20 protein-coding genes, 1 pseudogene and 1 riboswitch are annotated in these 23,151 nt (G+C 63.7%); of the genes and pseudogenes, 8 read left to right on the forward strand and 13 right to left on the reverse strand.

Annotation, left to right across the window (positions count from 1 at the left end; genetic code table 11):
- Positions 1-42 precede the first annotated feature (42 nt).
- Both F6X61_RS13535 and F6X61_RS13540 read right to left on the reverse strand, forming a co-directional pair.
- Positions 43-525, reverse strand: a complete 483-nt coding sequence (locus tag F6X61_RS13535) for a glutathione peroxidase (RefSeq protein WP_110994814.1) — start codon at positions 523-525, stop codon at positions 43-45.
- A 138-nt stretch (positions 526-663) separates the two neighbouring features.
- On the reverse strand, positions 664-1,149 hold the full coding sequence (locus tag F6X61_RS13540) for a peptidylprolyl isomerase (RefSeq protein ID WP_125465500.1): 486 nt from the start codon (positions 1,147-1,149) through the stop codon (positions 664-666).
- Here F6X61_RS13540 and F6X61_RS13545 point away from each other — a divergent pair.
- On the forward strand, positions 1,148-1,450 hold the full coding sequence (locus F6X61_RS13545) for a DUF3565 domain-containing protein (protein ID WP_153787049.1): 303 nt from the start codon (positions 1,148-1,150) through the stop codon (positions 1,448-1,450). The two genes, F6X61_RS13540 and F6X61_RS13545, sit on opposite strands and share 2 nt — an antisense overlap.
- A gap of 32 nt (positions 1,451-1,482) precedes the next feature.
- Positions 1,483-3,573: a phosphate acetyltransferase gene (pta, locus tag F6X61_RS13550; protein WP_153787050.1), complete on the forward strand. Its 2,091-nt coding sequence runs from the start codon at positions 1,483-1,485 to the stop codon at positions 3,571-3,573.
- Positions 3,574-3,656: 83 nt separating this feature from the next.
- Here the strand turns inward: pta and F6X61_RS13555 are convergent, their stop codons facing one another.
- The 7 genes from F6X61_RS13555 to F6X61_RS13585 all read right to left on the reverse strand — a co-directional run bounded on the left by F6X61_RS13555 (position 3,657) and on the right by F6X61_RS13585 (position 11,080).
- The gene (locus F6X61_RS13555; RefSeq protein ID WP_153787051.1) at positions 3,657-4,376 is read right to left on the reverse strand and encodes an OmpA family protein; all 720 of its coding nucleotides are present in this window, start codon (positions 4,374-4,376) and stop codon (positions 3,657-3,659) included.
- Positions 4,377-4,471: 95 nt separating this feature from the next.
- Entirely contained in the window at positions 4,472-5,116 is a 645-nt protein-coding gene (locus tag F6X61_RS13560) for an MBL fold metallo-hydrolase (protein ID WP_110994809.1), read from the reverse strand.
- A gap of 19 nt (positions 5,117-5,135) precedes the next feature.
- Entirely contained in the window at positions 5,136-5,483 is a 348-nt protein-coding gene (locus F6X61_RS13565; protein WP_153787052.1) for a type II toxin-antitoxin system ChpB family toxin, read from the reverse strand.
- Positions 5,480-5,758, reverse strand: a complete 279-nt coding sequence (locus F6X61_RS13570; RefSeq protein WP_153787053.1) for an AbrB/MazE/SpoVT family DNA-binding domain-containing protein — start codon at positions 5,756-5,758, stop codon at positions 5,480-5,482. The genes F6X61_RS13565 and F6X61_RS13570 overlap by 4 nt, the downstream gene beginning before the upstream one ends.
- Positions 5,759-5,904: 146 nt before the next feature.
- The gene (locus tag F6X61_RS13575) at positions 5,905-6,597 is read right to left on the reverse strand and encodes a sensor histidine kinase KdpD (RefSeq protein WP_153787054.1); all 693 of its coding nucleotides are present in this window, start codon (positions 6,595-6,597) and stop codon (positions 5,905-5,907) included.
- On the reverse strand, positions 6,594-8,201 hold the full coding sequence (locus F6X61_RS13580; RefSeq protein ID WP_125465506.1) for a tetratricopeptide repeat-containing response regulator: 1,608 nt from the start codon (positions 8,199-8,201) through the stop codon (positions 6,594-6,596). Before F6X61_RS13580 ends, F6X61_RS13575 begins: the two co-directional genes overlap by 4 nt.
- A gap of 161 nt (positions 8,202-8,362) precedes the next feature.
- Positions 8,363-11,080, reverse strand: coding sequence for a LuxR C-terminal-related transcriptional regulator (locus F6X61_RS13585; RefSeq protein ID WP_153787055.1), 2,718 nt, complete (start codon positions 11,078-11,080; stop codon positions 8,363-8,365).
- Positions 11,081-11,095: 15 nt separating this feature from the next.
- Between F6X61_RS13585 and F6X61_RS13590 the strand changes: the two genes are divergently transcribed.
- Complete coding sequence (locus F6X61_RS13590) at positions 11,096-11,365, forward strand: hypothetical protein (protein WP_153787056.1); 270 nt, start codon at positions 11,096-11,098, stop codon at positions 11,363-11,365.
- On the opposite strand, the gene F6X61_RS13595 is transcribed toward F6X61_RS13590, so the two are convergent.
- The 3 genes from F6X61_RS13595 to F6X61_RS13605 form a co-directional block, all read right to left on the reverse strand.
- Complete coding sequence (locus F6X61_RS13595) at positions 11,347-12,711, reverse strand: DUF1329 domain-containing protein (RefSeq protein ID WP_110994805.1); 1,365 nt, start codon at positions 12,709-12,711, stop codon at positions 11,347-11,349. The two genes, F6X61_RS13590 and F6X61_RS13595, sit on opposite strands and share 19 nt — an antisense overlap.
- Positions 12,712-12,737: 26 nt before the next feature.
- Positions 12,738-14,663: a DUF1302 domain-containing protein gene (locus F6X61_RS13600; RefSeq protein ID WP_153787057.1), complete on the reverse strand. Its 1,926-nt coding sequence runs from the start codon at positions 14,661-14,663 to the stop codon at positions 12,738-12,740.
- A 335-nt stretch (positions 14,664-14,998) separates the two neighbouring features.
- On the reverse strand, positions 14,999-16,681 hold the full coding sequence (locus tag F6X61_RS13605; RefSeq protein ID WP_153787058.1) for a fatty acid--CoA ligase: 1,683 nt from the start codon (positions 16,679-16,681) through the stop codon (positions 14,999-15,001).
- A gap of 236 nt (positions 16,682-16,917) precedes the next feature.
- Between F6X61_RS13605 and F6X61_RS13610 the strand changes: the two genes are divergently transcribed.
- The 3 genes from F6X61_RS13610 to F6X61_RS13620 all read left to right on the forward strand — a co-directional run bounded on the left by F6X61_RS13610 (position 16,918) and on the right by F6X61_RS13620 (position 19,768).
- Positions 16,918-17,883: a 2-hydroxyacid dehydrogenase gene (locus F6X61_RS13610; protein WP_153787059.1), complete on the forward strand. Its 966-nt coding sequence runs from the start codon at positions 16,918-16,920 to the stop codon at positions 17,881-17,883.
- A 51-nt stretch (positions 17,884-17,934) separates the two neighbouring features.
- Complete coding sequence (locus F6X61_RS13615; RefSeq protein WP_153787060.1) at positions 17,935-18,933, forward strand: class I SAM-dependent methyltransferase; 999 nt, start codon at positions 17,935-17,937, stop codon at positions 18,931-18,933.
- 39 nt (positions 18,934-18,972) lie between these two features.
- Positions 18,973-19,092, forward strand: a riboswitch (yybP-ykoY riboswitch).
- Positions 19,093-19,183: 91 nt separating this feature from the next.
- On the forward strand, positions 19,184-19,768 hold the full coding sequence (locus tag F6X61_RS13620) for a TMEM165/GDT1 family protein (RefSeq protein WP_178125815.1): 585 nt from the start codon (positions 19,184-19,186) through the stop codon (positions 19,766-19,768).
- A gap of 160 nt (positions 19,769-19,928) precedes the next feature.
- On the opposite strand, the gene F6X61_RS13625 is transcribed toward F6X61_RS13620, so the two are convergent.
- The gene (locus F6X61_RS13625) at positions 19,929-20,744 is read right to left on the reverse strand and encodes a M48 family metallopeptidase (RefSeq protein WP_153787061.1); all 816 of its coding nucleotides are present in this window, start codon (positions 20,742-20,744) and stop codon (positions 19,929-19,931) included.
- Between the two features lie 1,232 nt (positions 20,745-21,976).
- Here F6X61_RS13625 and F6X61_RS27625 point away from each other — a divergent pair.
- Positions 21,977-22,177: pseudogene (locus tag F6X61_RS27625) on the forward strand (HAMP domain-containing protein); the annotation flags it as partial.
- A gap of 114 nt (positions 22,178-22,291) precedes the next feature.
- Positions 22,292-23,035, forward strand: a complete 744-nt coding sequence (locus tag F6X61_RS27630; RefSeq protein WP_371923704.1) for a methyl-accepting chemotaxis protein — start codon at positions 22,292-22,294, stop codon at positions 23,033-23,035.
- Positions 23,036-23,151 lie beyond the last annotated feature (116 nt).

Below are 23,151 nucleotides of genomic sequence, written 5' to 3' on the forward strand. Positions count from 1 at the left end.
GTTGCCTGCTTCTCGGTCAAAGCCGCTCCCACAGGGTGCAAATCAGGCCAAGGCCTTCTCGATCGCCTGCACGACGGTTGGATCGTCCGGCGCGGTACGCGGCGCGAAACGCGCCAGCACGCGACCATCTTTGCCCACCAGGAACTTCTCGAAGTTCCAGGTGATATCGCCAGGAAACTCGGCGCCCTCGCCGGCCAGCAACCGATACAGGGCATGACGCTCCGAGCCGTTGACGTCGAGCTTTTCGCTCAGCGGGAAGCTCACGCCATAGTTGCGGCTGCAGAACGCCTGGATCTCGTCCGCGCTGCCTGGCTCCTGGCCGGCAAACTGGTTGCACGGCAGCCCCAGCACGTTGAAACCCTTGCCCTTGAACTGCTGCTGGAGTTTCTCAAGCGACGCGTATTGCGGCGTAAGCCCACACTTGGAGGCGACATTGACCACCAGCACCACCTGGCCCTTGAACGGGGCAAGGGGCAGGTCTTCGCCGTTCAGCGCCTTCAACGTCAGGTCGTGAAATACACTCATGTTGATCCCCTCTCAGGTTCCCGGTTGTCGCTGGGGCGAATTGCGCCCACTAAAAAGGCGCGCAGCCAAACCGTCCACTCCCTGAGGATGTCCGGCTTGCCCGAGCGCCTGGCGACTCTCTGAGCTTAGCGCAGAAAATCAGTGGTGATGGCCACCTTCACCGTGGATATGACGGTGAGCGATTTCTTCTTCGCTGGCGTCACGCACGTCAACAACCTTGACCTGGAAGTTCAGGCGCTGGCCGGCCAGCGGGTGGTTGCCGTCGACGGTCACGTCGTCGCCGTCGATGTCGCGGATGGTGACGATCTGCATCTGGCCGTCCGGCGCCGAAGCGTGGAACTGCATGCCGACTTCCAGTTGGTCCACGCCTTCGAAGAGGCTGCTGCTCAGGGTGCTGACCAGTTCAGCCGAGTATTCGCCGTAGGCTTCTTCGGGTTCGATGGCAACGGTCAGCTCGTCGCCGGCCTGCTTGCCTTCCAGGGCTTTTTCCAGGCCTGGGATGATGTTGCCGGCACCGTGCAGGTAAACCAGCGGCGCACCGCCGGCAGAGCTGTCGATGGTCTCACCGGCGTCGTTGGTCAGGGTATAGTCGATGGAGACAGCCTTGTTGGCGGCGATCAGCATGGGGCAGGACCTTTTGCAAAAGAATGTAGAGCGGGGAAGTGTAACCAAGGCACCGTCCGATTGCGAACCGACCATGGACGAAGGGAGGCCCGTCAGTCTGATCACTGGCTTCCATCAGGACGAGGAAGGCCACTGGGTGGTCGAGCTTTCCTGCGGCCACACCCAGCACTTGCGTCACCAGCCGCCCTGGCAGGCGCGGCCCTGGGTGCTCGAGCCCGGCGAGCGCGAACGCCGCATCGGCCAGGTATTCCACTGTGGCTGGTGCGCCCAGGGTGCGGTTAGCGATACCCTTGGCCGTTGATTTCCTTGCACCGCTTATTTCGAGAAGCACGCATGCAGACATTTTTCATTGCGCCGACCGACTTCGGTGTCGGCCTCACCTCCATCAGCCTGGGCCTGATCCGCACCCTGGAGCGCGCCGGGCTCAAGGTCGGCTTCTTCAAGCCGATTGCCCAGCCGCACCCCGGCGACACCGGCCCGGAGCGCTCTACCGAGCTGGTTGCCCGCACCCATGGCATCAAGCCGCCCCTGCCACTGAGCCTTGGCCATGTGGAGCGCATGCTGGGGGACGGCCAACTGGACGAACTGCTCGAAGAAATCATCCGCCTTTACCAGCAAGCCTGTGTGGGCAAGGACGTGGTGGTGGTCGAAGGTATGGTGCCGACCCGCCACGCCAGCTACGCGGCCCGGGTCAACCTGCACCTGGCCAAGAGCCTGGATGCCGAGGTGATCCTGGTGTCGGCGCCCGAGAACGAGGTGCTCAGCGAGCTGTCCGGGCGTGTCGAACTGCAGGCCCAGTTGTACGGCGGCCCGCGGGACCCGAAAGTGCTCGGGGTGATCCTCAACAAGGTGCGCACCGACGAAAGCATGGCCGACTTCGCCACGCGGCTGCGCGAGCACTCACCGCTGTTGCGCGGCAACGATTTCCGCCTGCTCGGCTGCATTCCCTACCAGCCTGACCTGAATGCACCGCGCACCCGCGACGTCGCCGAGCTGCTCGGCGCTCAGGTGCTCAATGCCGGTGACTACGACCAGCGGCGCATGAACAAGATCATCATCTGCGCCCGCACCGTGGCCAACACCGTGCCGCTGCTCACTTCGGGCACCCTGGTGGTGACGCCGGGCGATCGCGACGACATCATCCTCGCGGTGAGCCTGGCGGCGATCAATGGCGTGCCCCTGGCCGGCCTGTTGCTGACCAGCGACAGCAAGCCCGACCCACGCATCCTGGAGCTGTGCCGCGGCGCACTGCAGGCCGGCCTGCCGATCCTTTCGGTCAGCACCGGTTCCTATGACACCGCCAATCAGCTCAACTCGCTGAACCGCGAGATCCCGGTGGACGACCGCGAGCGCGCCGAGTTCATCACCGACTTCGTCGCCAGCCAGCTCGATGCCGCCTGGCTGCACCAGCGCTGTGGCACGCCGCGCGAGCTGCGTCTGTCGCCGGCGGTGTTCCGCTACCAACTGATCCAGCGTGCCCAGCAGGCCAACAAGCGCATCGTCCTGCCCGAAGGCGCCGAGCCCTTGCTGGTGCAAGCCGCCGCCCTGTGCCAGGCACGCGGTATCGCCCGTTGCGTGCTGCTGGCCAAGCCCGAAGCGGTGCAAGCCGTGGCGCGTGCCCAGGGCATCAGCCTGCCGCCCGATCTGGAAGTGCTCGACCCCGACCTGATCCGTGCCCGCTACGTCGAACCTATGGTCGATTTGCGCAAGAGCAAGAACCTCAACGCGCCGATGGCCGAGCAGCAGCTGGAAGACCCGGTGGTGATCGCGACCATGATGCTGGCCCTGGGTGAGGTCGACGGACTGGTCTCTGGCCTGGTGCATTCGACCGCCAACACCATCCGCCCGGCCTTGCAGCTGATCAAGACCGCGCCGGGTGCAAGCCTGGTGTCGTCGGTGTTCTTCATGCTGTTCCCGGACCAGGTGCTGGTGTATGGCGACTGCGTGATGAACCCGCATCCCAGCGCCGCCGAACTGGCCGAAATTGCCCGGCAGAGCGCCGAGTCTGCCGAGTCGTTCGGTATCGCGCCACGGGTGGCGATGCTCAGCTACTCCAGCGACTCGGCCGCCAGTGACGAGGAAGTGGAAAAAGTACGCGAGGCCACGCGGCTGGCGCAGCAGGCCGAGCACGACCTGCTGATCGACGGCCCCTTGCAGTATGACGCTGCCGCCAACCCCGAGATCGCCCGCCAGCTGGCCCCCGCAAGCCCTGTGGCAGGGCGCGCCACGGTGTTCGTGTTCCCCGACCTGAACACCGGCAACACCACCCATAAAGCGGTGCAGCGCAGTGCCGACTGCGTGAGCCTCGGGCCGATGCTGCAAGGGTTGCGCAAGCCGGTCAACGACCTGCCGCGCGGGGCACAGGTGGATGACATCGTGCACACCATTGCGCTGACGGCGATCCAGGCCAGCACCGTGCGCTGATAAAAAGCATCGCGGGGCAAGCCCGCTCCCACGTTAAGTCGTGGGAGCGGGCTTGCCCCGCGATCTATTTCAGCTGTGGAGCGTTACGGGTACTGCTGCACGGTACCCTGCTGGTCATACTGCTGGCCCGGAATCGGCTTCAGGTTGACCTCAACCCGACGGTTCTGCGCACGGCCATTGGCATCGGCATTGCTGGCGATCGGCTGGTCAGGGCCCATGCCACGCACCGTCACCCGCGATGCATCGACACCTTGCGAGGTCAGGTAGCTGCTGACGGCCTGGGCGCGGCGCTGCGACAGGTCCATGTTGTGCTGACGGCTGCCGGTGCTGTCGGTGAAACCGACCACTTCGATGGTGTTCTGGTTGAACTGCTTGAACGAACCGGCGAGGTTGTTCAGCGGCGAGTAGAAACTTGGGGCGATGTTCGCCGAATCGGTGGCGAAGGTGATGTTGCCCGGCATGATCAGCTTGATCTGGTCACCCTGACGCTGCACTTCGACGCCCGTGTTGGCCATTTGCGCACGCAGCGCGGCCTCTTGCTTGTCGGCGTAGTAACCGTAGCCAGCGGCGGCGGCGCCCACTGCGGCGGCGCCGATCAGCGCACCCTTGCCGCGGTTGTTGTGATCGATGGCGGCACCGGCAATGGCGCCGGCCAGCGCGCCCAGGCCACCGTACTTGGCAGTTTTGCTCATCCCTGTTGAGCCTTGCGCCTGGCCTTGGTTGTCATACGGGTTGGGGCTGGCACAACCGGACATCAGGGCAGCGGCGGTAGCGACGATAATCAGACGACGCATGGTGAACATGGACAAGCTCCTACTGAAATTCAAAAGTGCAGCGGATCACTCGCGGATCTGTGCCAGCCTTGGATTGCAGCAAAGCGGAAAAATTCCATGCAACCTCAGGCACGCACGAACGGGTTTTCGCGCATTTCGTCGCCGAGTCGGGTTTCCGGGCCATGGCCAGTCACCACGATGGCATCTTCATCGAGGCGGTACAGTCGTTCCTTGATGGAACGAACGATAGTCCGCTGGTCACCACCCCACAAATCGGTGCGGCCGACACCACGGCGGAACAGGGTGTCGCCGGCAATCAGCAGTTTCTGCTCGGCGAACCAGAAGCTCATCGAGCCCGGGCTATGCCCTGGCGTGTGCAGGGCCACGCCACAACCACAGGCCAGTTCCTCGTCGTCGCTCAGCCAGCGGTCCGGTGCAGGCACGGGCGTGTAGGGCATGCCGAACATCTGGCATTGCATCTCGAGGTTGTCCCACAACGGCTGGTCATCCTTGTGCAGGTGCAAGGTGGCGCCGGTCAGTTCCTTGAGCCTGCCCGAGGCAAGGAAGTGATCGAAGTGGGCGTGGGTGTGGATGATGCTCACCAGGGTCAGGCCATGGTGCTGCAGACGGGCGAGGATCTTCTGCTCGTCACCGCCCGGGTCGACGACGATGGCCTTCTTGCTGAGCGGGTCGCCGATCAGCGTGCAGTTGCACTGCAAGGGGCCGACGGGGAAGGTTTCGCGGATGAGCGCTACGGATGGTTTTTCCATGACAGGACACTGCACACAATTAATCGAAGAGGGTTTGAACACGCGCCAGGGCGTCCAGGATCACGGCCTCGGGAACGGATTCGATGCGCTTGGCACCCCTCGCTTCGAGGTCTACCGTGCGTAGCTGATTGCACAGCATCACACCTTGCGTCTGGGTACCGGCGCCGCTCAGGGTAACTGCAAAACCTGCGTGCCGGGAGAAATCCCCACCTTGTGAAATCGGCACGATCACCGCGAGCCCTGAGGTATTGAACATGGCGGGCGTCAGCACCAGCGCAGGACGCGCAGCGCCTTGCTGTTCTATACCGACCGTGGGATCCAGGTTGATCCGGACGATATCACCCCTGTCGAACCTGGCCCGCCTCAAGCCTCACGCCCCACCGGACGCATTGCGTTCCAGTCGGCCATATCTGCGGGTTCCGGGGCTGTCAGGTCACATTGCGCCATCAACTCTTCGAGCCTGTACTCGGGCTTCGATCTGACGGGTTTGAGCACCAGAGTCTCACCGGAAGTATCCAGGCTCAGGGTCGAGCCCACGCTCAGGTGCATTTGCTTGAGAATCGTCGCAGGCAGACGAATCGCTGCGCTGTTGCCCCATTGCTGAATCTTGATCTGCATAAGTATCTCCCAAGGTAGATACATAGTAGAAACCCTCCCGACGATGGCAAGTGAAATGTAGAAACGGCGTATCTACATTGTCATCCGCTCGACGCCGATGAAAGCCCATGTGCTGCTTGAGAGACATCTCTCACATGACCTTGGGATGCAGCCTCAGCAATCAGCAATATTCAGGGCAGATACAACCTGAACAACCCGCCCCCCAGCGCCCCGCCGTTGGCGATCTCGATCCGCCCATGCACGCCATTGCGCTCATGCAGTGCGGCGATGCGCGCAGCGAAGTACAAGCCCAGCCCGGTGCTGCCGCTCTGCTGATCGATACCCTGCACGTAATCCTGCTGGCGCTCGAGCATGCGCTGTGGATAACCGGCGCCATCGTCGTTGACGCTGATCACCAGCTGCTCGCCCTCCTCCTCGATGCCGATCAGCAACGTGTGGCCGGCATAGCGGATGGCGTTGGTCAGCACGTTGGCCAGCACCGATGCCACCAGTTCACGGTCGAAGAAACCCAGCGGGCTCTCGGTGTCGATACGCCAGGTGGCGAGGATGTCGCGATGCTTGAGCACCTCCTCGTGCGCGGCCAGTTGCGACTCGATGAAGTCGTCCAGCTCGTGGTAGTCCGGGCACACCGGGAGCTGGTTCACCCCCAGTTTGTACAGGCCCAGCATCTGCACCAGCATGCCGTTGAGGTGACGAAACTCGTGCTCCATCACGCCCTGCTCGGCACCGCCCTGCAATGCCTCGGGCAAGCGCGCCAGCCACTGGTTGTGCGCCTGGATCAACGCCGACAGCGAGTTCTTCAGATCGTGCACGGTGGAGGCGATCACCGTGGAGAAATCCAGCCCCTGGTTGTCGTGGTTCATGCGCCAAAGACCCGGATGTGCAGTTTGCGGTAGCGGTCGTAGCGGCTGTCGCTGGCAGGGATGCCGGCCACGCTGGTGAGGCAGCTGCGACACTCCTCCATCAATGCCGGTGGCGGTGTCTCGCCACCGATGCGCAGCAGTGCCTGGGCGGTGTTGAGGGCGATGCTGATGTTCTTCGGCTGCAGCGACAGCGCCTTGCGGAACATGCCCAGCGCCTCGCTGAGCTGCCCGCCCTGGTAGCTGCGCACGCCTTGACGGTTAAGGTCGACCGCTTCGGTCACAGCGCCGAGCACCACCGGGTCATCGGTAAGCTTGGCCACGCTCTGCATCACCTTGGGGTCGTCGCCGTAGGTTTCCACGCAGCCTTTGAGAATCGAAGTACCCGCCGCGTCCTGGCCCAGCTGCTGCAGTTGCTTGGCCACGGTCAGTGCCGCCTCGACCGAGAAGAACTGCTCCATCTTCTCCAGCCGTTGCATGGCCTGTTCGGTGAGCTTGGCGGCTGTTTCCGCATCGCCCGCCTGCTGCAGGCTCGCCGCCTTCATCAACCGCGCCCGCACTTGCAGGCCCTGGTCCTCGACGTTTTCCTTGGCCACTTCACTGAGCACGCTGTTGATCTCGACCCGGGTTCGCGCGTCGAGACCGTTGCCGGCATTCTTGTTCATCAATGCCTGGGCCAGCCCCAGGTTGGTTTCGGCGCTCTTGTAGCGCGAACTCTGGCCTTGGCTGACTGCATGTCGAAACGCTTTCGAAGCGCCCTCGAAGTCGGCATTGTCCAGCGCCAGCTTGCCCAGCGCCGCTTGCCGGCGCACCGCCAGTGGCGACAGGCGTACCGCTTCCTCGAGCATGTGCTGGGCACGCCGGCTCTCGCCCTGGGCCACCAGCACCTCGGCCATGCCGTCATACAAGCTGGGCATGATCGGGAAGGCTTTGAGCGCCTGCTCGTATACACCCTGTGCCTGGGCATGCTGGCCGCGCTTGTGCAGCAAGCTGCCCAGCGCCGCGTAGACCCAGGGTTGCGGGCGGCTGGCGAGAATGCCTTTGAGGAACTTTTCCAGTTCGTCGAAGCGGTTGAGATCGCGCAGCGCATCGGCGCGATAGCGCAGGCACAGCGGCGCAAAGCGTGGGTCCTGCTTGCACAGCTCGGCACAGGCCGTTAGCACTTCAGCCGGACGACCACGGTCAAGGGCCTGGAGAATCGGTTTGAGCAGGGTCTTGCGCTGAACCAGCTTTTCAAGGCGCTGGGCCAAACCTACGCGGTTGAATGGCTTGGTCAGGTAAGCGTCAGGTTCGTGCTCGATGGCGCTCAGAACGATGGCCTGGCTGCTTTCAGCGGTGACCATGATGAACACGCACTCATGGCTGATCAGCTTGTCGAGAATCAGGTCTTCAAGCACCTGCTGGCCGTTCTTCTTGCCATCGCCCAGGTGAAAGTCCTGCAACACGAAGTCATAGCGCTTTTGCCCACACATGCGCAGCGCCTGCTCGCCACTGTCGGCGGTGTCCACGTCGCGTGCACCCAGTTCGCGCAACATGGAGCGTGTCGACGTGCGAAAGTCGGTGAAGTCGTCGACGATCAGAAAGCTTTTTTGCCCGTACTGCAGCATCAACACGACCCGTAAAAGGAAGAAGGGAAATTGGCGCGTGGCAATGCAAGACGCCGAAGTGTGTATCGGCAGCTTCTGCACAAAGATGAGTGGGGAAAAACAGTGCGCCAGGGTAGCCAGTGGCCACCATTTTAACGGCCGGCGTGCATCTGGGCCAGCCTTCAGGCCAGCATGCCCAGAGACTTGGCCCTGGCGACGGCTTGCGTGCGCCGCTCTACCCCAAGCTTGCTGTTGATATGGCTGGCGTGGGTCTTGACCGTATGCAGCGAAATGAACAGCCGCTCGCTGATCTGCTGGTTCGAGCAGCCCTGGGCAATCAGCTCCAGCACCGCGAGTTCGCGCGCACTCAAGGCTTCAGAGGCCCCATTGGCGGTGCTCAGCGCCTCGGGCAAGCGCGCAAGCAGCTCCGCCTGGGCCGGGCAGGCAGCCCTGAGCTCTAGTTGATCGCGCAACCACTGCGGATGCTCCTCGACAAGCCGCGCGAAGGCCTGCAGCGCGCCCCCTTGGGCAGCCTCCATGGCATGCGCCAGGCGCTTGCAGGCTTCGGGCTCACGGCCTTCGGCCAGCAACAGCTCGATCAGCTGGCACAACGCACTGACCACCAGTGTCATGCCGCCATTGGCCTGGCCACGCTCGACCAGTGCCTGCAAGCGCGACTCGGCCTCTCGCGGGCGCTGCAGCACACGATCGAGCAGCGCCTGTTGCAGCTCGATGTGCAAGGGTAGCAACGGGTGAAACTCTGGCGCTGCGGCGGGCTGCTTGCCGCCGTAGGTCTGGCCCAGGCGCAGCAGCCAGGATTCGGCAAGGTCGGTGCGCCCCTGGGCGATCCAGAGCTCGCACTTCACCAGCGTAATCATGGCCAGGTAGAAGATCGGCGGAACATCCCAGATGTGCATCAGCCGCTCCGCCTCGGCCAGCTCCGAGAACGCCTCGGTGAAACGCCCTTCACGCCCCTCGAGCGAAGCGATCACGCAGTGGCCGATCAGCACGCTGATATCACGGCAGGTGCGCGCTTCGCTGAGCCCCGCACGCAAGCGTGCGCGCCCCTGGCCAGGCTGCAGGCTGGCCGCAAGCAGATAGCCTTCGTACAAGGTGAGCCGGGCCCGCACGGCATACAGCCGCTGCCCCGACAACCCTTGCAGCCGCTGCAAGCCCTGACGCACTTCATCCAGCGCACGCCGCACTTCGCCACGGGCATGCAGCACACGTGCACGGTCGTAATGCGCCAACGCCTCGAACAACGGGTTGCCGACACGCTGGGCCAACTCGAGCGCCTCGCGATTCCAGCCTCGCGCCCGCCAGAAATCACCATCGGCGATGGCCAGGTTGGACAGCGTGGACAGACACACCAGGCGTTGCCCGTAACGCTTGCGAGGCAAGCTGCGCAGTGCTTGCGTACAGTAAGCCAGGGTGCGCTCGCGATCGCCGCGGCCGCGGGCGATCACCCCGCTGAGCGCCAGCCACTGGGCCAGCATCGACTTCTGCGCCGTGGCCGACGGTGCCGGCAGGAAGCGGCTCAGATACCCTGCGAGCTCTTCGGCCGCGTCCAGCTGGCAAGCCAGCCCCAAGGCCCAGCTGTACAGCACGATCAGCCGGGGCGTGCTGATCAGCAGGCTGTCAGGCAGGTCCATTTTCCAGCGCAGCAGCATGCCGACGTTCTGCTCGGCCAGCAGTTGCTCCTCCGACAAGCTCTGCACCAGGTCCGCCGCCACGTCGAGATGCCCGGCACGCAATGCCTGCTCTACCGCCTCATCCAGCAGCCCCTGGCCCTCGAACCAACGACAGGCACGCAAGTGCAGGCTCGCCAGCGGCTCGCTGGCCTGCCGACTGCGCAGCAGGTCGGAGAACAGGTGGTGGTAACGGAACCAGCGCCCATGCTCGTCGAGCGGTACCAGAAACACCTGATGGGCCTGCAGATAGCTCAGCACCTGCGCACCGTCCTCACGCTCGCGCAACGCGTCGCACAGCTCGGCGCAAAAGCGCTCCTGGCAAGCGGTGTCGTAGAGAAATGCCTGCACCGGCGCGGGCAGCATATCGATGACTTCCTCGAGCAGGTAGTCACGGATCAAGCCTTCGCCACCGTGCAACGCCTGCGGCAAGGCATGCTCATCACCCGACTCGCTGGCCGCCAGTTGCCAGAAACGCAGCCCGGCCACCCAACCGTCGCTGCGCTGGATCAGGTTGTCGAGCGCCTGGCCACGCAAGCCGGTGGGTTGGCGGCCTATCACCGCCAAGGCTTCATCGGGGGTCAGGCGCAAGTCCTGCTCGTTGAGTTCGACCAGTTGGCGCGACAGCCGCAGGCGCGCCAGGTGCCAGTCAGGCCGCTGCCGGCTGGTGACCAGCAGCACCAACCCGGCAGGCAGATGATTGAGGAAAAACTGCAGGCAGCGATCGAGTACTGCCCCTTGGGCGAGGTGGTAGTCGTCCAGCACCAGCAGCAGGGGGGTATCGGGCTGCAGATAGAGCGCAAGCTCGTCGAGCAGGCCATCGAGCCATTCTTCAAAGGCAAAGGGTTGGTGGCGCTGGCGCATTTTCAGCAGCCCCAGGGCTTGGCCCCCCAACGCCGGGCAGAACTGCTGCAGCCCTTCAAGCAAGCGCTCGAGGAAGCGACCAGGGTCGGCGTCGCGCTGACTCAGGCCCAGCCAGAGGCTGCGCCAATGGCCAGGCAGCTCCTGGCAGAACTCGATGGCAAGCGAACTCTTGCCGAAGCCGGCTGGCGCGTTGACCAACAGCAAGCGCCCATCCAGCCCCGCCTGCAGGCGCTGGCACAGGCGGGCTCTCGGTACGTGGGCGTCGGGCAGGGGTGGCCTGAAGAAACGCCCGTCCAGCAGGCCCAAGGCCTGGCTGGCGACTCCATGCATACGGGACAGGTCTGTCATGGCCGGCTCGTTCTGTTGGAAGACTACGGCGATATGGAATTTTGCGAGACTAGCGGCAAATGCTATGCATTTGAAGATGATGGCGGCGATTTAGCCAAAAAAGACTACGACAAAAAGAAACACTGGCGATGGCTATCATCTCGGCTGATGACACCCCATCAATCAAATCGCCTCGAAGGTGCTCGGCATCAATTACCCGTTAAAACAGAAACGCCCCGGCAAGCCGGGGCGTTCTGGGAGTTCACAAGAAGTATTTGGCAGTCAGTTCATCGCACCCCCGCCTGACGCAAGGCAGCTGGCTGGAACTCGGCCTTGCTGGCACTGAAGCCGAAGTTGTAGGCACTCTTCTCTTCGTTTTTCATGCCCAGGGCCAGGTAACGGCCAGACTGCAGGTCGTAGATGGCTTCCAGGGTGTACCACGGCACCTGCACGTTGTAGTACGGCTGGGCGTGGGCTTCGGAGATACGCCACAGTTGCCCGCGGCCGTCGTATTGGTCGATCACTGCAGCTTGCCAGGTATCCTCGTCGATGTAGAAGTCACGCTTGGCATAGATGTGGCGCTGGCCCGGCTTGAGCGTGGCGACCACATGCCATACACGGCGCAGCTCGTAGCGCGACAGGTCCTGGTTGATGTGCCCGGCCTTGATGATGTCGCCGTACTTGAGTTTCGGGTCATCGAGCTTGAAGGCGTTGGCCGCGATGTACATCTCCTTCTTGCCTTCGAGTTTCCAGTCGTAGCGGTCCGGGGCACCGTTGTACATGTCCAGGTTGTCGGAGGTGCGCAGGCCGTCCGCGGCGGTACCCGGGCCGTCATACGACACTTGCGGTGCCTGGCGTACCCGACGCTGGCCGGCGTTGTAGATCCACGCCTTGCGCGGTTCCTTGACCTGGTCGAGGGTTTCGTGAACCAGCAGTACGGTACCGGCCAGGCGGGCTGGCGCAGTCACTTCCTGCTTGAAATAAAACAGGATGTTGCCCGGGTTGGCGGGATCGAAGTCCTTCATCTTGTCGCGGAAGACGAACTGGTCCTGGAAGTACACCAGGCTATAGGAGCCATTCTGCTGCGGGGTGGCTTGAGTGACCAGGCGGGTCACGCTACCACCACGGTAGCGGGTGATGTGGTTCCAGATCACCTCAAGACCATCCTTGGGAATCGGGAAAGGTACGGCGGTCTGGAAGTTCTCCAGACCGTTACCGCCCGCCACCAGGGTGGTCTTGGTGGCGTTTTGCTTGATCGCCGCAAAGACGTCGTCCGGCACTGTGGAACCGCGATGAGTCTTGTACACCGGGATCTTGTAGGTGTCCGGGTAGCGCTGGAACATCGCCAGCTGGCCAGGCGAAAGCTTGGCCTTGTACTGGTCGACGTTTTGCGCGGTGATGGTGAACAGGGGCTTTTCACTGCCGTAAGGGTCGGAGAGGAAGCCCTTGCTGTCGGCGCTGCCAGCGCTCTTCGACAGAGGTTCCCACGGGCCGATCGAGCCATCGGCGTTGCCGGCTTTCTCCGCCCCCATGGGGGTCAGCGATGCGCCCAGCTTGGCCGCCTCGTCGGCGGAAACCGCAGCCATGACGCTGGTAGCCAACAGGGACAGGCCCAGTACACCGGCTTGCAGCAGACGTGTGGTCGTTTTCATTCTGTTGTCGTCCTGGATCAATGTGCTTAGAAGTTCACGCCGAAGCTGAGAGCGACGAAGTCGCGGTCATCCACGGTGGTGTACTTGCCGTCGAAGAAGTTGGTGTACGACAGGCTCGCGGTGTAGGTGTTCTGGTACTCGGCGTCCAGGCCCAGGCTGACCGCCTTGCGGCCTTCCTCGAAGGCGCCGCCAGGGCCAGGGGAGTAGCCATCGACGTCGTGGGACCAGGCCACGCTGGGGCGCAGGTTCACGCCGGCGAAGACGTTGTTGTAGTCCCAGATGGCGCGTACGCGATAACCCCAGGAGTCGGCGGTGGTATAGCCCTCGTTTTCGCAGTAGCGCGACAGGTTGTTCTTCTCGGCGCCCGCCAGGGTGCTGGCGTTCAGGCTTTGGCAACGACCGTTGGGCAGCGGCCCCGGGCCGTACACCGGGTCACGGCCATAGCGTGCCTTGGAGGTGCTTTCCAGGCCGCCCACGTGGGTCCAGCCCACCTCACCAACCATGGTCAGACGCTCTGCCCCCATCACCTGGTCGAAGAAGTGGGTGAAGGTGGTTTGCAGCTGGGTGATTTCTTTACGGCGATAACCTGGCTGATCGGTGTTGGCCGTGCCCCTCAGGACCGATGCGTTAGGGTCAAGCGGCGTCAGGCCCGAATACAGGATATCGGTGGTGTTCAACTGCACCGGCGCATTCGGCCGGTAGCTGATTTCACCGCTCCAGGCCGTGCCAGTAGGCAAGGTCGTGGAGAAGCTCAAACCGTACAGGCGAATATCCTCGGGGTACTCCACGTAGTAGCTGGAGTTGCCCGCTACATAGAGCGGCATGAGCTGCTGGAGCAAGGCCGGGTTGGTTGCAGCAGCAGGTGGAACCCCAGCGCCGATCAGAGCGCCTGCCAGGTTGGCCGGGTTATAGAAACGGGCCGCAGCGCCACGACCACTGAAGATCGGTGCACGGCTGTGATAGTTCATGAAGTAGCCGCCGAACTCGGTATTCAGCGGTTCGTACATATAGCGCAGGGCCAGACCGAACTGACCGCTGTCACGAGCATCACGGTCGGGACCGCGACGTACGATCACGCCCTCGTCAGGCGAGCCCCAGCTCACCCCTTGCGCGGTCAGCGCACGCAGTGCCGGCCCCGAGAGTGCCCCAAGGCCCCGCGCTACGTTGGAGCGTGTGGCCAGCACGGCCAGGTTGTTGTCACAACCATCGGCAATGACGTCAGGCTGAGAGAAGAACGTGCCGCAGTTGTCGACGACCGTCTGGTCCCACTCGATCTGGTAGAAGCCTTCTGCCGTCAGGTTGTCGGTCAGGCTCTGCGACACATAGAACATGTTGACGGGGATCAGGCCTTCCTTGATCTCCGCGCCTGGTCGGCGAAACGCCGAGACGTCGATGGGGTTGATGGAGTTGATACCGCCACCGATGAAGGTGCTCTCACCCCAGCTCACCACCTGCTTGCCCAGGCGTACGGTGCCCGGCAGGTCGGCGATGTTGTAGTTGTGGTAGACGAAGGCATCGAGCAGTTCCGCACCCGAGGACTTGGCGCCCTCCTTGCGGTTGGAGTCGCTGATGTCCTTGAACTCGCGGTTTTCGTCCTTGAGCTCGAAGTCGTACCAGTACTTGCCACGGACGAACACGCCGGTGTCACCGTACTTGAGTTCGAGGTCGTGGATACCCTTGAAGATCTTCGAGAAGGTCTCGCCCTTCTTGAAGTTCAGGTGACCATCGTCGGAGGTCTGCGACAACCCTCTGCCGCCGTTGTTGGCACCGATGAGGTTCTTGTTCGGATTGGCCGTAGACCAGCTGGCGCCCACGGAGAGCGACGAGTCGAACTGGCCTTCGATTTCCCCAATGTTGAAGCTGACAGCGAAAGCAGGACTTGCGAGCGTAGAAGCGAGGCTGACTGCCAGTGGCAGTTTTGCCCGGCGCCAGAACGGGTTTGCAGATGTCATCGACGCTACTCCATGTACTTTATTGTTATGGCAGTGAGTCCTTTCAAGAACGGCTCGAGCGCCTGGTAAAGCCGGCTCCTGCCCGTGGCGTCGCACATCGATGATGCGCGGCGCCCTCCCCCATTCCTGAAAAATCCCCTGGCCCGACTATAGCCAGCGGTCACAGGTGCTTGATCCCTCTAAAGTGTGATTTGCGCGCCCTGCTTGCGGCCGGCCTCGAAACAGCGGCCCCATGCGCTGACAGTGCTCAAGCATGGCCCAATTTTTCTGTTTAGCAAGACTGCAGCCGCTCTAGAATGCGGCCCGCGCCTTTAAAGACACGGACCGCCACAGGGTCAGAGCGTGGAAAGGAAAGTGCTGTTGCTGGCCTGCCACTGAGTGATGTCCAGGCGGATGCGCTTCTTGTCGAGCTTGCCGACACTGGTCTTGGGAATTTCAGTAACAATGGCGATCTGGCTGGGGATCGCCCACTTGTTGATATGCCCTTGCTCGACGAACGGCTTGAGGTGTTCCTTGAGGGAACGCGCGTCGATGCTTTGCCCTTCGCGCACCACCAACAGTGCGAACGGGCGCTCGCCCCATTGCGGATCGGCCACGCCGACCACCGCCACCTCGCGCACCGCAGGATGCCGGCTGACCAGGTCCTCGAGGTCGAGCGACGAGATCCATTCGCCACCGGTCTTGATCACGTCCTTGATGCGATCGCGGATATCGATGTAACCCATGCCATCGAGGGTCGCGACGTCACCGGTATGCAGCCAGCCGCCCTGCCACAGTTCCTCGCTTTTTTCCGGCTCTTTGAAGTAGCCCATGGTCAGCCACGGCGCACGTAGCACCAGCTCGCCCTGGGACTCGCCATCGGCAGGAAGGAAGTTGCCGTCGCCATCGACAATCGCCGCCTCCACCAGCGGCACCGGTACCCCGGCCTTGATGCGGTAGGTGACCCGCTCATCCTCGCTGCCAGCTTGCAGCTCATCGTTCAGGTGCGCGGCGCTGATCAGCGGGCACGTCTCCGACATGCCATACGCCGCCGTGAGCTGGATGCCCCGGGCCAGGGCCGCCTCATACAGCGCCCGGTTGAGCGCGCTACCGCCGATGATGATCTTCCAGCCGCCGAAGTCCTCACCCTGGGAGGACGGACAGTTGAGCAGCATCTGCAGGATGGTCGGCACGCAGTGGGAGAAGGTGACCTTTTCCTCGCGCCACAGCTTGACCAGCATGTCCGGCTCATAGCGCCCGGGGTAGACCTGCTTCATGCCAAGCATGGTGGCCGCATAGGGAATACCCCATGCGTGCACATGGAACATCGGGGTGATCGGCATGTACACATCGTTGCTGCCCAGCAGCCGCACGCTGTCGATGCTGCCGGTCACCGCGGCCTCGGCCAGGGTATGCAGCACCAGTTGGCGGTGGGTGAAGTACACGCCCTTGGGGTTACCGGTGGTGCCAGTGGTATAGAACGTGGTGGCCACCGAGTTTTCGTCGAAATCGGGGAAGTCGTAGTGCGGGCTGGCAGCCGCCAGCAGTTGCTCGTATTCGCCGTGAAGGCCGGGCAGGTCGGCGCTCTTGTCCGCCCCGTCGGTCAGCAGTACGGTGCCTTCCACGGTGGTCAACTGGCTGGCGATGCCCTGGTAAAGGCCGACGAAATCGCTGTTGACCAGCACGAAGCGGTCTTCGGCGTGGTTCATGGTGTAGAGAATCTGCTCGGGGGACAGGCGCACGTTGATGGTGTGCACCACCGCACCGATCATCGGGATGGCGAACATGCATTCCAGATAGCGATGGCTGTCCCAATCCATGACCGCCACGGTATCACCCGCCTTCACGCCAGCGGCACTCAGTACATTGGCCAGGCGCGCGATGCGCTCGCTCAGTTGCGGATAGGTGAGGCGCAGCTGATCGCGATAGACGATTTCACGGGTCTTTTCGTAGCGCACGCCCGACATCAGCAGACGCTTGATCAGCAGTGGGTATTGGTAAGCGCCCTCGGCGGGCTTGATGATGCGTGTCTGCAGCATGGGTATCCCTTTTCTGGAAAGCGGGCCGGACAATTCAGGCACTTACTGTAGAACGGTGACGCACCGGTCAAATCAGCCGAAGGAATGATTTGGCTGGCACAGGTATGAGTGGGGCCGTCGTCGTTGACGAGCGGCGCCTGCGGAACAGACACTGCGCCCAGCATCCTGAGGCCCCTTCGCGAGGCAAGCCCGCGCCCACGGATAGCCGAACACCTTTGCCCTGACCGGAGCCCCACATGCCCAGCCTACGTCGCGCCGTGTTTCTCGATCACCACTCCCTCGACCTCGGCGACCTCGACCTTTCGCCCCTGCACACCCAGTTCGACGAACTGCAACTGCATGCCGCGACCCGTCCGGACCAGGTTGCCGAACGCCTGCAGGGCGCCACCGCGGTCATCAGCAACAAGGTCATGCTCGATGCCGAGGCGCTCGCGGCCAACCCGCAGCTCAAGCTGATCATGGTTGCCGCCACCGGCACCAACAACGTCGACCTGGCCGCCGCTCGTGCCCAGGGCATCACCGTGTGCAACTGCCAGGGCTATGGCACCCCGTCGGTGGCGCAGCACACCCTGGCCCTGTTGCTGGCGCTGGCCACGCGCCTGTGCGATTACAATCAGGCCGTGGCGGCCGGCCAGTGGGCCAAGGCCAGCCAGTTCTGCCTGCTGGACTTCCCCATCGTCGAGCTGGAGGGCAAGACCCTCGGCCTGCTCGGCCATGGCGAACTGGGTGGCGCGGTGGCGCGGCTGGCAGAGGCATTCGGCATGCGCGTGCTGACCGGGCAGATACCCGGGCGCCCTCCCCGCGCCGATCGCCTGCCGCTGGAAGAGTTGCTGCCGCAAGTCGACGCCCTCACCCTGCATTGCCCGCTCAACGAACAGACCCGCCACATGCTCGGCGCCCGCGAACTGGCGCTGCTCAAACCGGGCGCCCTGGTGGTCAATACCGCCCGTGGCGGGCTGATCGACGAGCAGGCGCTGGCCGATACACTGCGCAGCGGCCATCTGGGCGGAGCGGCCACCGATGTGCTGAGCGTCGAGCCACCGGTCAATGGCAACCCACTGCTGGCTGGCGACATCCCGCGTCTGATCATCACCCCGCACAGCGCCTGGGGCGCGGTGGAATCGCGCCAGCGCATCGTCGGCCAGCTCGCCGAAAACGCCCTGGCCTACTTCGCCGGCCAGCCACGGCGAGTGGTCGGCTGATCGGCTGAAGCCTCTGCTACACTGCGCCACTTTTTTCAGGAGGCGTCGTCCATGGACCCGCGCAGTGAAGTGTTGCTCCGCCAGGCAGACCTGTTCCAGGGCCCGCTGTTGATCGCCGGCGCCCAGGCCGATGGCCTGCTTGGCCAACTGCCGGCGGCCCATGGCTGGACCTGGCATGCGGGCGATCAGGCGCTGCTCGAAAGCCGCTTCGCCGGGCGCAGCCACTATGGTGTCGAGGTGCCTGCGGTGGCCTTCGACAGCGCGGTGCTGTTCTTGCCCAAATCCCGCGAACTGGCCGCCTACCTGCTTAACGCGCTGGCATCACGCCTGGCCGGGCGTGTGCTCTACCTGGTGGGTGAAAAACGCGGCGGCATCGAAGGTGCGGCCAAGCAGCTGCAGGCCTTTGGCAAGCCGCGCAAGCTGGACAGCGCGCGGCACTGCCAGCTGTGGCAGGTGACCGTCGACAACGCCCCTGAAGCCAAACCACTGCATAGCCTGGCCGAACGTTTCGAACTGCCGCTCGCCGATGGCCCGCTGCAGGTCATCAGCCTGCCGGGCGTGTTCAGCCATGGCCGCCTGGACAAGGGCACGGCACTGTTGCTGGAGCACCTGGATGACCTGTCGGGCGGTCATGTTCTGGACTTCGGTTGCGGCGCCGGTGTGCTGGGGGCAACGGTCAAACGGCGTTACCCGCACAGCCGGGTCACCCTGCTGGATGTAGATGCGTTCGCTGTAGCCGCCAGTCACCTGACCCTTGCGGCCAACAACCTCGAAGGCGAGGTGATCAGTGGCGATGGCATCGATGCCGCCCCTGCCGACCTGGACCTCATCCTGAGCAACCCGCCCTTCCATACGGGGGTGCATACCGATTACCAGGCCTCGGAGAACCTGCTGAAAAAATCTGGCGAACATCTTCGAAAAGGCGGCGAAATGCGCCTGGTTGCCAACAGCTTCCTGCGCTACCAACCCTTGATCGAAGGCGCGCTCGGCAACTGCGAAATTCGCGCCGAAGCCCAGGGCTTTCGCATCTACCGGGCAACTCGTGGCTGAAAACAGCGCTTGCCGAATGTGCGCGGTGTAGGCAGAATCCGCTCCGTCCTAGGGGAGTAGTCTCCCGCGAGCGCCCTGCTCGCCCGGTACGCGTCAACACACTTGGCCCACAGGCCATGGCGCGTACGACCCGCGATCCGCGCAGACGGATCCAGGGTTTGACAAGACCTATGACACGCACACCTTACCCGGGGCGGGGAGGCTGTACGTGTCATAGCCGTGTCGACCCGCCCCCGTAGGAAACCTGATGCTGGAATCTCTGCTGGTCCCCACCGCCATCGTTGCGCTCGCCGAAATCGGCGACAAGACGCAACTGCTCGCACTCATCCTCGCGGCGCGTTTCCGCAAACCCTGGCCGATCATCGCCGGTATTGTCGCCGCGACCCTGGCCAACCATGCCGCCGCTGGCGCCGTGGGTGCCTGGGTAAGCAGCTTCTTCACCGAGTCGGTGCTGCACTGGATTCTTGCCGCAAGCTTCACCGCCACCGCGCTGTGGACGCTGGTGCCGGACAAGATGGACGATGACGAAAGCAGCAGCGCACGCCGTTTCGGGCCGTTCCTGACCACTCTGATCGCATTCTTCCTGGCGGAGATCGGCGACAAGACCCAGGTCGCCACGGTAATGCTGGCGGCGCAGTATCCGCACCTGATCATGGTGATCATCGGTACGACCCTGGGCATGCTGATTGCCAACGTGCCGGTGGTACTGGCGGGGAACTTCGCGGCCGAGAAACTGCCACTGACACTGATACGGCGCCTGGCGGCGGCGGCGTTCGTGGTGCTGGCGATCGTCGCGGTGTATTCGGCGATGAAGACCAGTGGCTGGATTGGCTGAAGGTGGCAAGAGGTGCAAGCAACCGTCTTGTGTTGCTTGCACTGACCTCATCGCCGGCAAGCCGGCTCCCACAGGTACTGCGCAAGTCTCGAGAATGGCGCGTTCAAGGTGGGAGCCGGCTTGCCGGCGATCGGGGCGCATCGCGCCCTTTCTGAATGGCTTACTTCTTGGCCGCTTGATACAGCGGCATCACCTTCGGAATCGCCGCCTGCAGCGAGGCGATCCGGCTGCTGGAGGCCGGGTGGGTGCTCATGAACTCAGGCGGCGCACCTTCGGAGGCCTTGCTCATCTTGTTCCACAGGGTGATCGCGGCGTTCGGGTCGTAACCGGCGCGGGCCGACAGTTCCAGGCCGATCAGGTCGGCCTCGTTCTCGTTGTTGCGGCTGTTGGGCAGGGTCATGGCGTAGTTCACCACGGTGTCGGCCAACGCCATGCTGTCCTGGCCAAGGCCGAGGAAGGCACCCGCGCCTTGACGGGCCATTTCCACGCCATAGGCCTTGGACATTGCTTCACGGCCGTGCTCACGCAGGGCGTGGGCAATTTCGTGGCCCATGACCGCGGCGATTTCGGCGTCGGTGAGCTTGAGCTGATCGATCAGCCCGGTGTAGACGATGATCTTGCCGCCCGGGCCGCAATTGGCATTGAGCTCGTCGCTCTTGATCACGTTGACTTCCCACTTCCACTGTGCGGCATCCGGCCGGAACACTGGAGCCTGGGCGATGAGGCGGTCGGCGATGGCCTGCACGCGCTTGGCGTCGGCACTGCCCTTGTCCAGCACGCCCTTGCTCGACGCTTCGCCGAGGGTCTGCTGGTACGACTGGGCATACATCTGGTTGACCTCATCGGTCGAGAGCATGCTGAACATGTACTGCTTGCGCTCGACGCCCACGGCGCCGCCGCTGGTGGTATTGACCGCCTGGCAGCCGCCCAGCAGGACGCTGGCGCTCAACATGCTGACAACGAATGACTTACGCATAAAACACTCCCTATTTACGTGCCGCGTATCCTAGGCCCAGATGCCCGCCTCGACCAGAGCCGCAGGGAAGATTTCTTACAGGCCCTCATGCTTTGGTATTAGCCCGCCGATAACCCAGGGATACGACCTCCTTGCGCGCGGAGCTTTTCATGAAGTTCAAGTCGATCCAGTTTTCCGTGGCCGCCCTGGCCGGTGCCATCGTGCTGAGCATTGTCGCGGCACTGGTGCTCTACGCCGTGTATTCCGGCCAACGCACCCAGGCGCTGGTGGAGCAGCGCACACAGAAGCAGTTCGAAAGCGTGATCGAGCAACGCCTGGCTGCCCTGGCCCGCACCCAGGTCAGCGAGATCCAGCGCGGCCTCGAGGCGCCCCTGTCGATTGCCCGTAGCCTGGCCACCAGCAACGCCATGCTCGGCATGCAGGCCGCCGATGGCAGCCCGCTGATGCGGGTCGACCGAGAACACCTGATCAACCAGCTCAAGCGCACCGTAGAGGTCAACCCAACGGTACTGGGCGCGTACCTGGGCTGGGAGCCCAACGCCCTCGACCATGACGATGCCCGCTACGTCGGCAGCAAGCTGGTCGGCATCGACGGCGCCAACGGCCGCTTCCTGCCCTGGTGGTTCCGCAACGGCGACGGCAGCCTCGGCCAGGACCAACTGGCCGACGTCAATGACCGCACCGTGCTGGCCACCGGCGTGCGCGCCAGCGAGTACTACCTGTGCCCGAAAGAGTCGAAAAAAGCCTGCGTGATCGACCCGGCCCCCTACAAGGTCGGCGACAAGATGGTCATGCTCGCCTCGTTCGTCGAACCGATCATGGTCAATGGCCAGTTCCAGGGCATGGCTGGTGCCGACCTATCGGTGAACTTCATCCAGGACCTGCTCAACGCCGCCGACCGCCAGCTCTACGACGGTGCCGGCGAACTGGCACTGGTGTCGAGCAACGGCCGCCTGGTGGCCTATACCCGCAACCCGGCGAAGTTCGGCGAAAAAGCCAGCGAAGTGCTCGCCAGCGAAGAGGCGGCCACCCTGAACAGCCTGAGCGGCGAAGCGCTGCATTATGAAGTGGACGCCGGCAAGGACCGCATCGAGCTGTACCTGCCGTTCAAGGTCGCCAACACCGATGCGCGCTGGACCTTGTTGCTGGAACTGCCGTTGAGCACGGTGATGGCCGACGTCAACCAGCTGCAGCAGGATCTGGCCGAACAACGCCGCACCGACATCGCCGGCATGACCGTGGTCGGCCTGGGCATCGCCGCGCTGGGCCTGCTGGTGATCTGGTTGCTGGCCCACGGCATCGCCCGCCCACTGCGCCAGATGGTGGCCATGCTCGACGACATCGCCCAGGGCGAAGGCGACCTGACCCGCCGCCTGCAAAGCGACCGCGCCGACGAACTGGGCGCCATCGCCAAGGGCTTCAACACCTTCCTGATCAAGCTGCAGGCCATGATCAGCCAGGTGGTCGGCTCGGTGCAGAAAGTCAGCGATTCGTCGGAGCACACCGCGGACATCGCCATCCGCACCAACCAGGGCGTGCACAAGCAGATGGTGGAGATCGACCAGGTGGCCACCGCCGTGCAGGAAATGACCGCCACCGCGCAGGACGTGGCGCGCAACGCCACCCAGGCGGCCCAGGCCGCCAGCGAGGCCGATCGTGCGGCCAACCAGGGGCTGGAGATCGTGCGTGACACCTCGCACTCGATCAGCGCACTGGCCGGCGAAATCGGCCGGGCCGTGACCGTGGTGCAGGACCTGGCCCGCGACAGCGAGAACATCAACGCCATCCTGGTGGCGATCCGCGCGATTGCCGAGCAAACCAACCTGCTGGCGCTCAACGCCGCCATCGAGGCCGCCCGCGCCGGCGAACAGGGCCGTGGCTTCGCCGTGGTCGCCGACGAAGTGCGCAACCTGGCACAGAAGACCCAGCAGGCCACCCAGGAGATCCAGCAGATGATCCAGCAGCTGCAGCAGGGCACCCGCGAGGTGGTCAAGGTGATGGAAGACAGCCAGGGCAAGACCGACGTCAGCGTGCAGCAGGCCAGCCGCGCGGCGCAATCGCTGGAGAGCATCACCCAGGCGGTGTCGGTGATCAACGACATGAACACCCAGATCGCCAGCGCCGCCGAGCAGCAGAGCGCGGTGGCCGAGGACATCAACCGCAACGTGATCAGCATCGGCCAGGTGGCCGGCGAAGTGGCCGGCGGCGCCGACGAGTCGAGCCAGGCCAGCGCCGAGCTGACCAAGCTGGCCGAGCAGCAGCGGCGCTTGATCAATCAGTTCAGGGTGTGATCCCAGGGCGCTCGGGGCTCCTTTAGGAGCTACTGTCCTGCATCAAATCTAAAATCTGGCGCAGTCCCTGTGGGAGCGGGCTTGCCCGCGAACACCGGCGCAGCCGGTGCCATCCA

This window comes from Pseudomonas sp. EMN2 (assembly GCF_009650555.1).
GTDB classification, from domain to species: Bacteria; Pseudomonadota; Gammaproteobacteria; order Pseudomonadales; family Pseudomonadaceae; genus Aquipseudomonas; species Aquipseudomonas sichuanensis.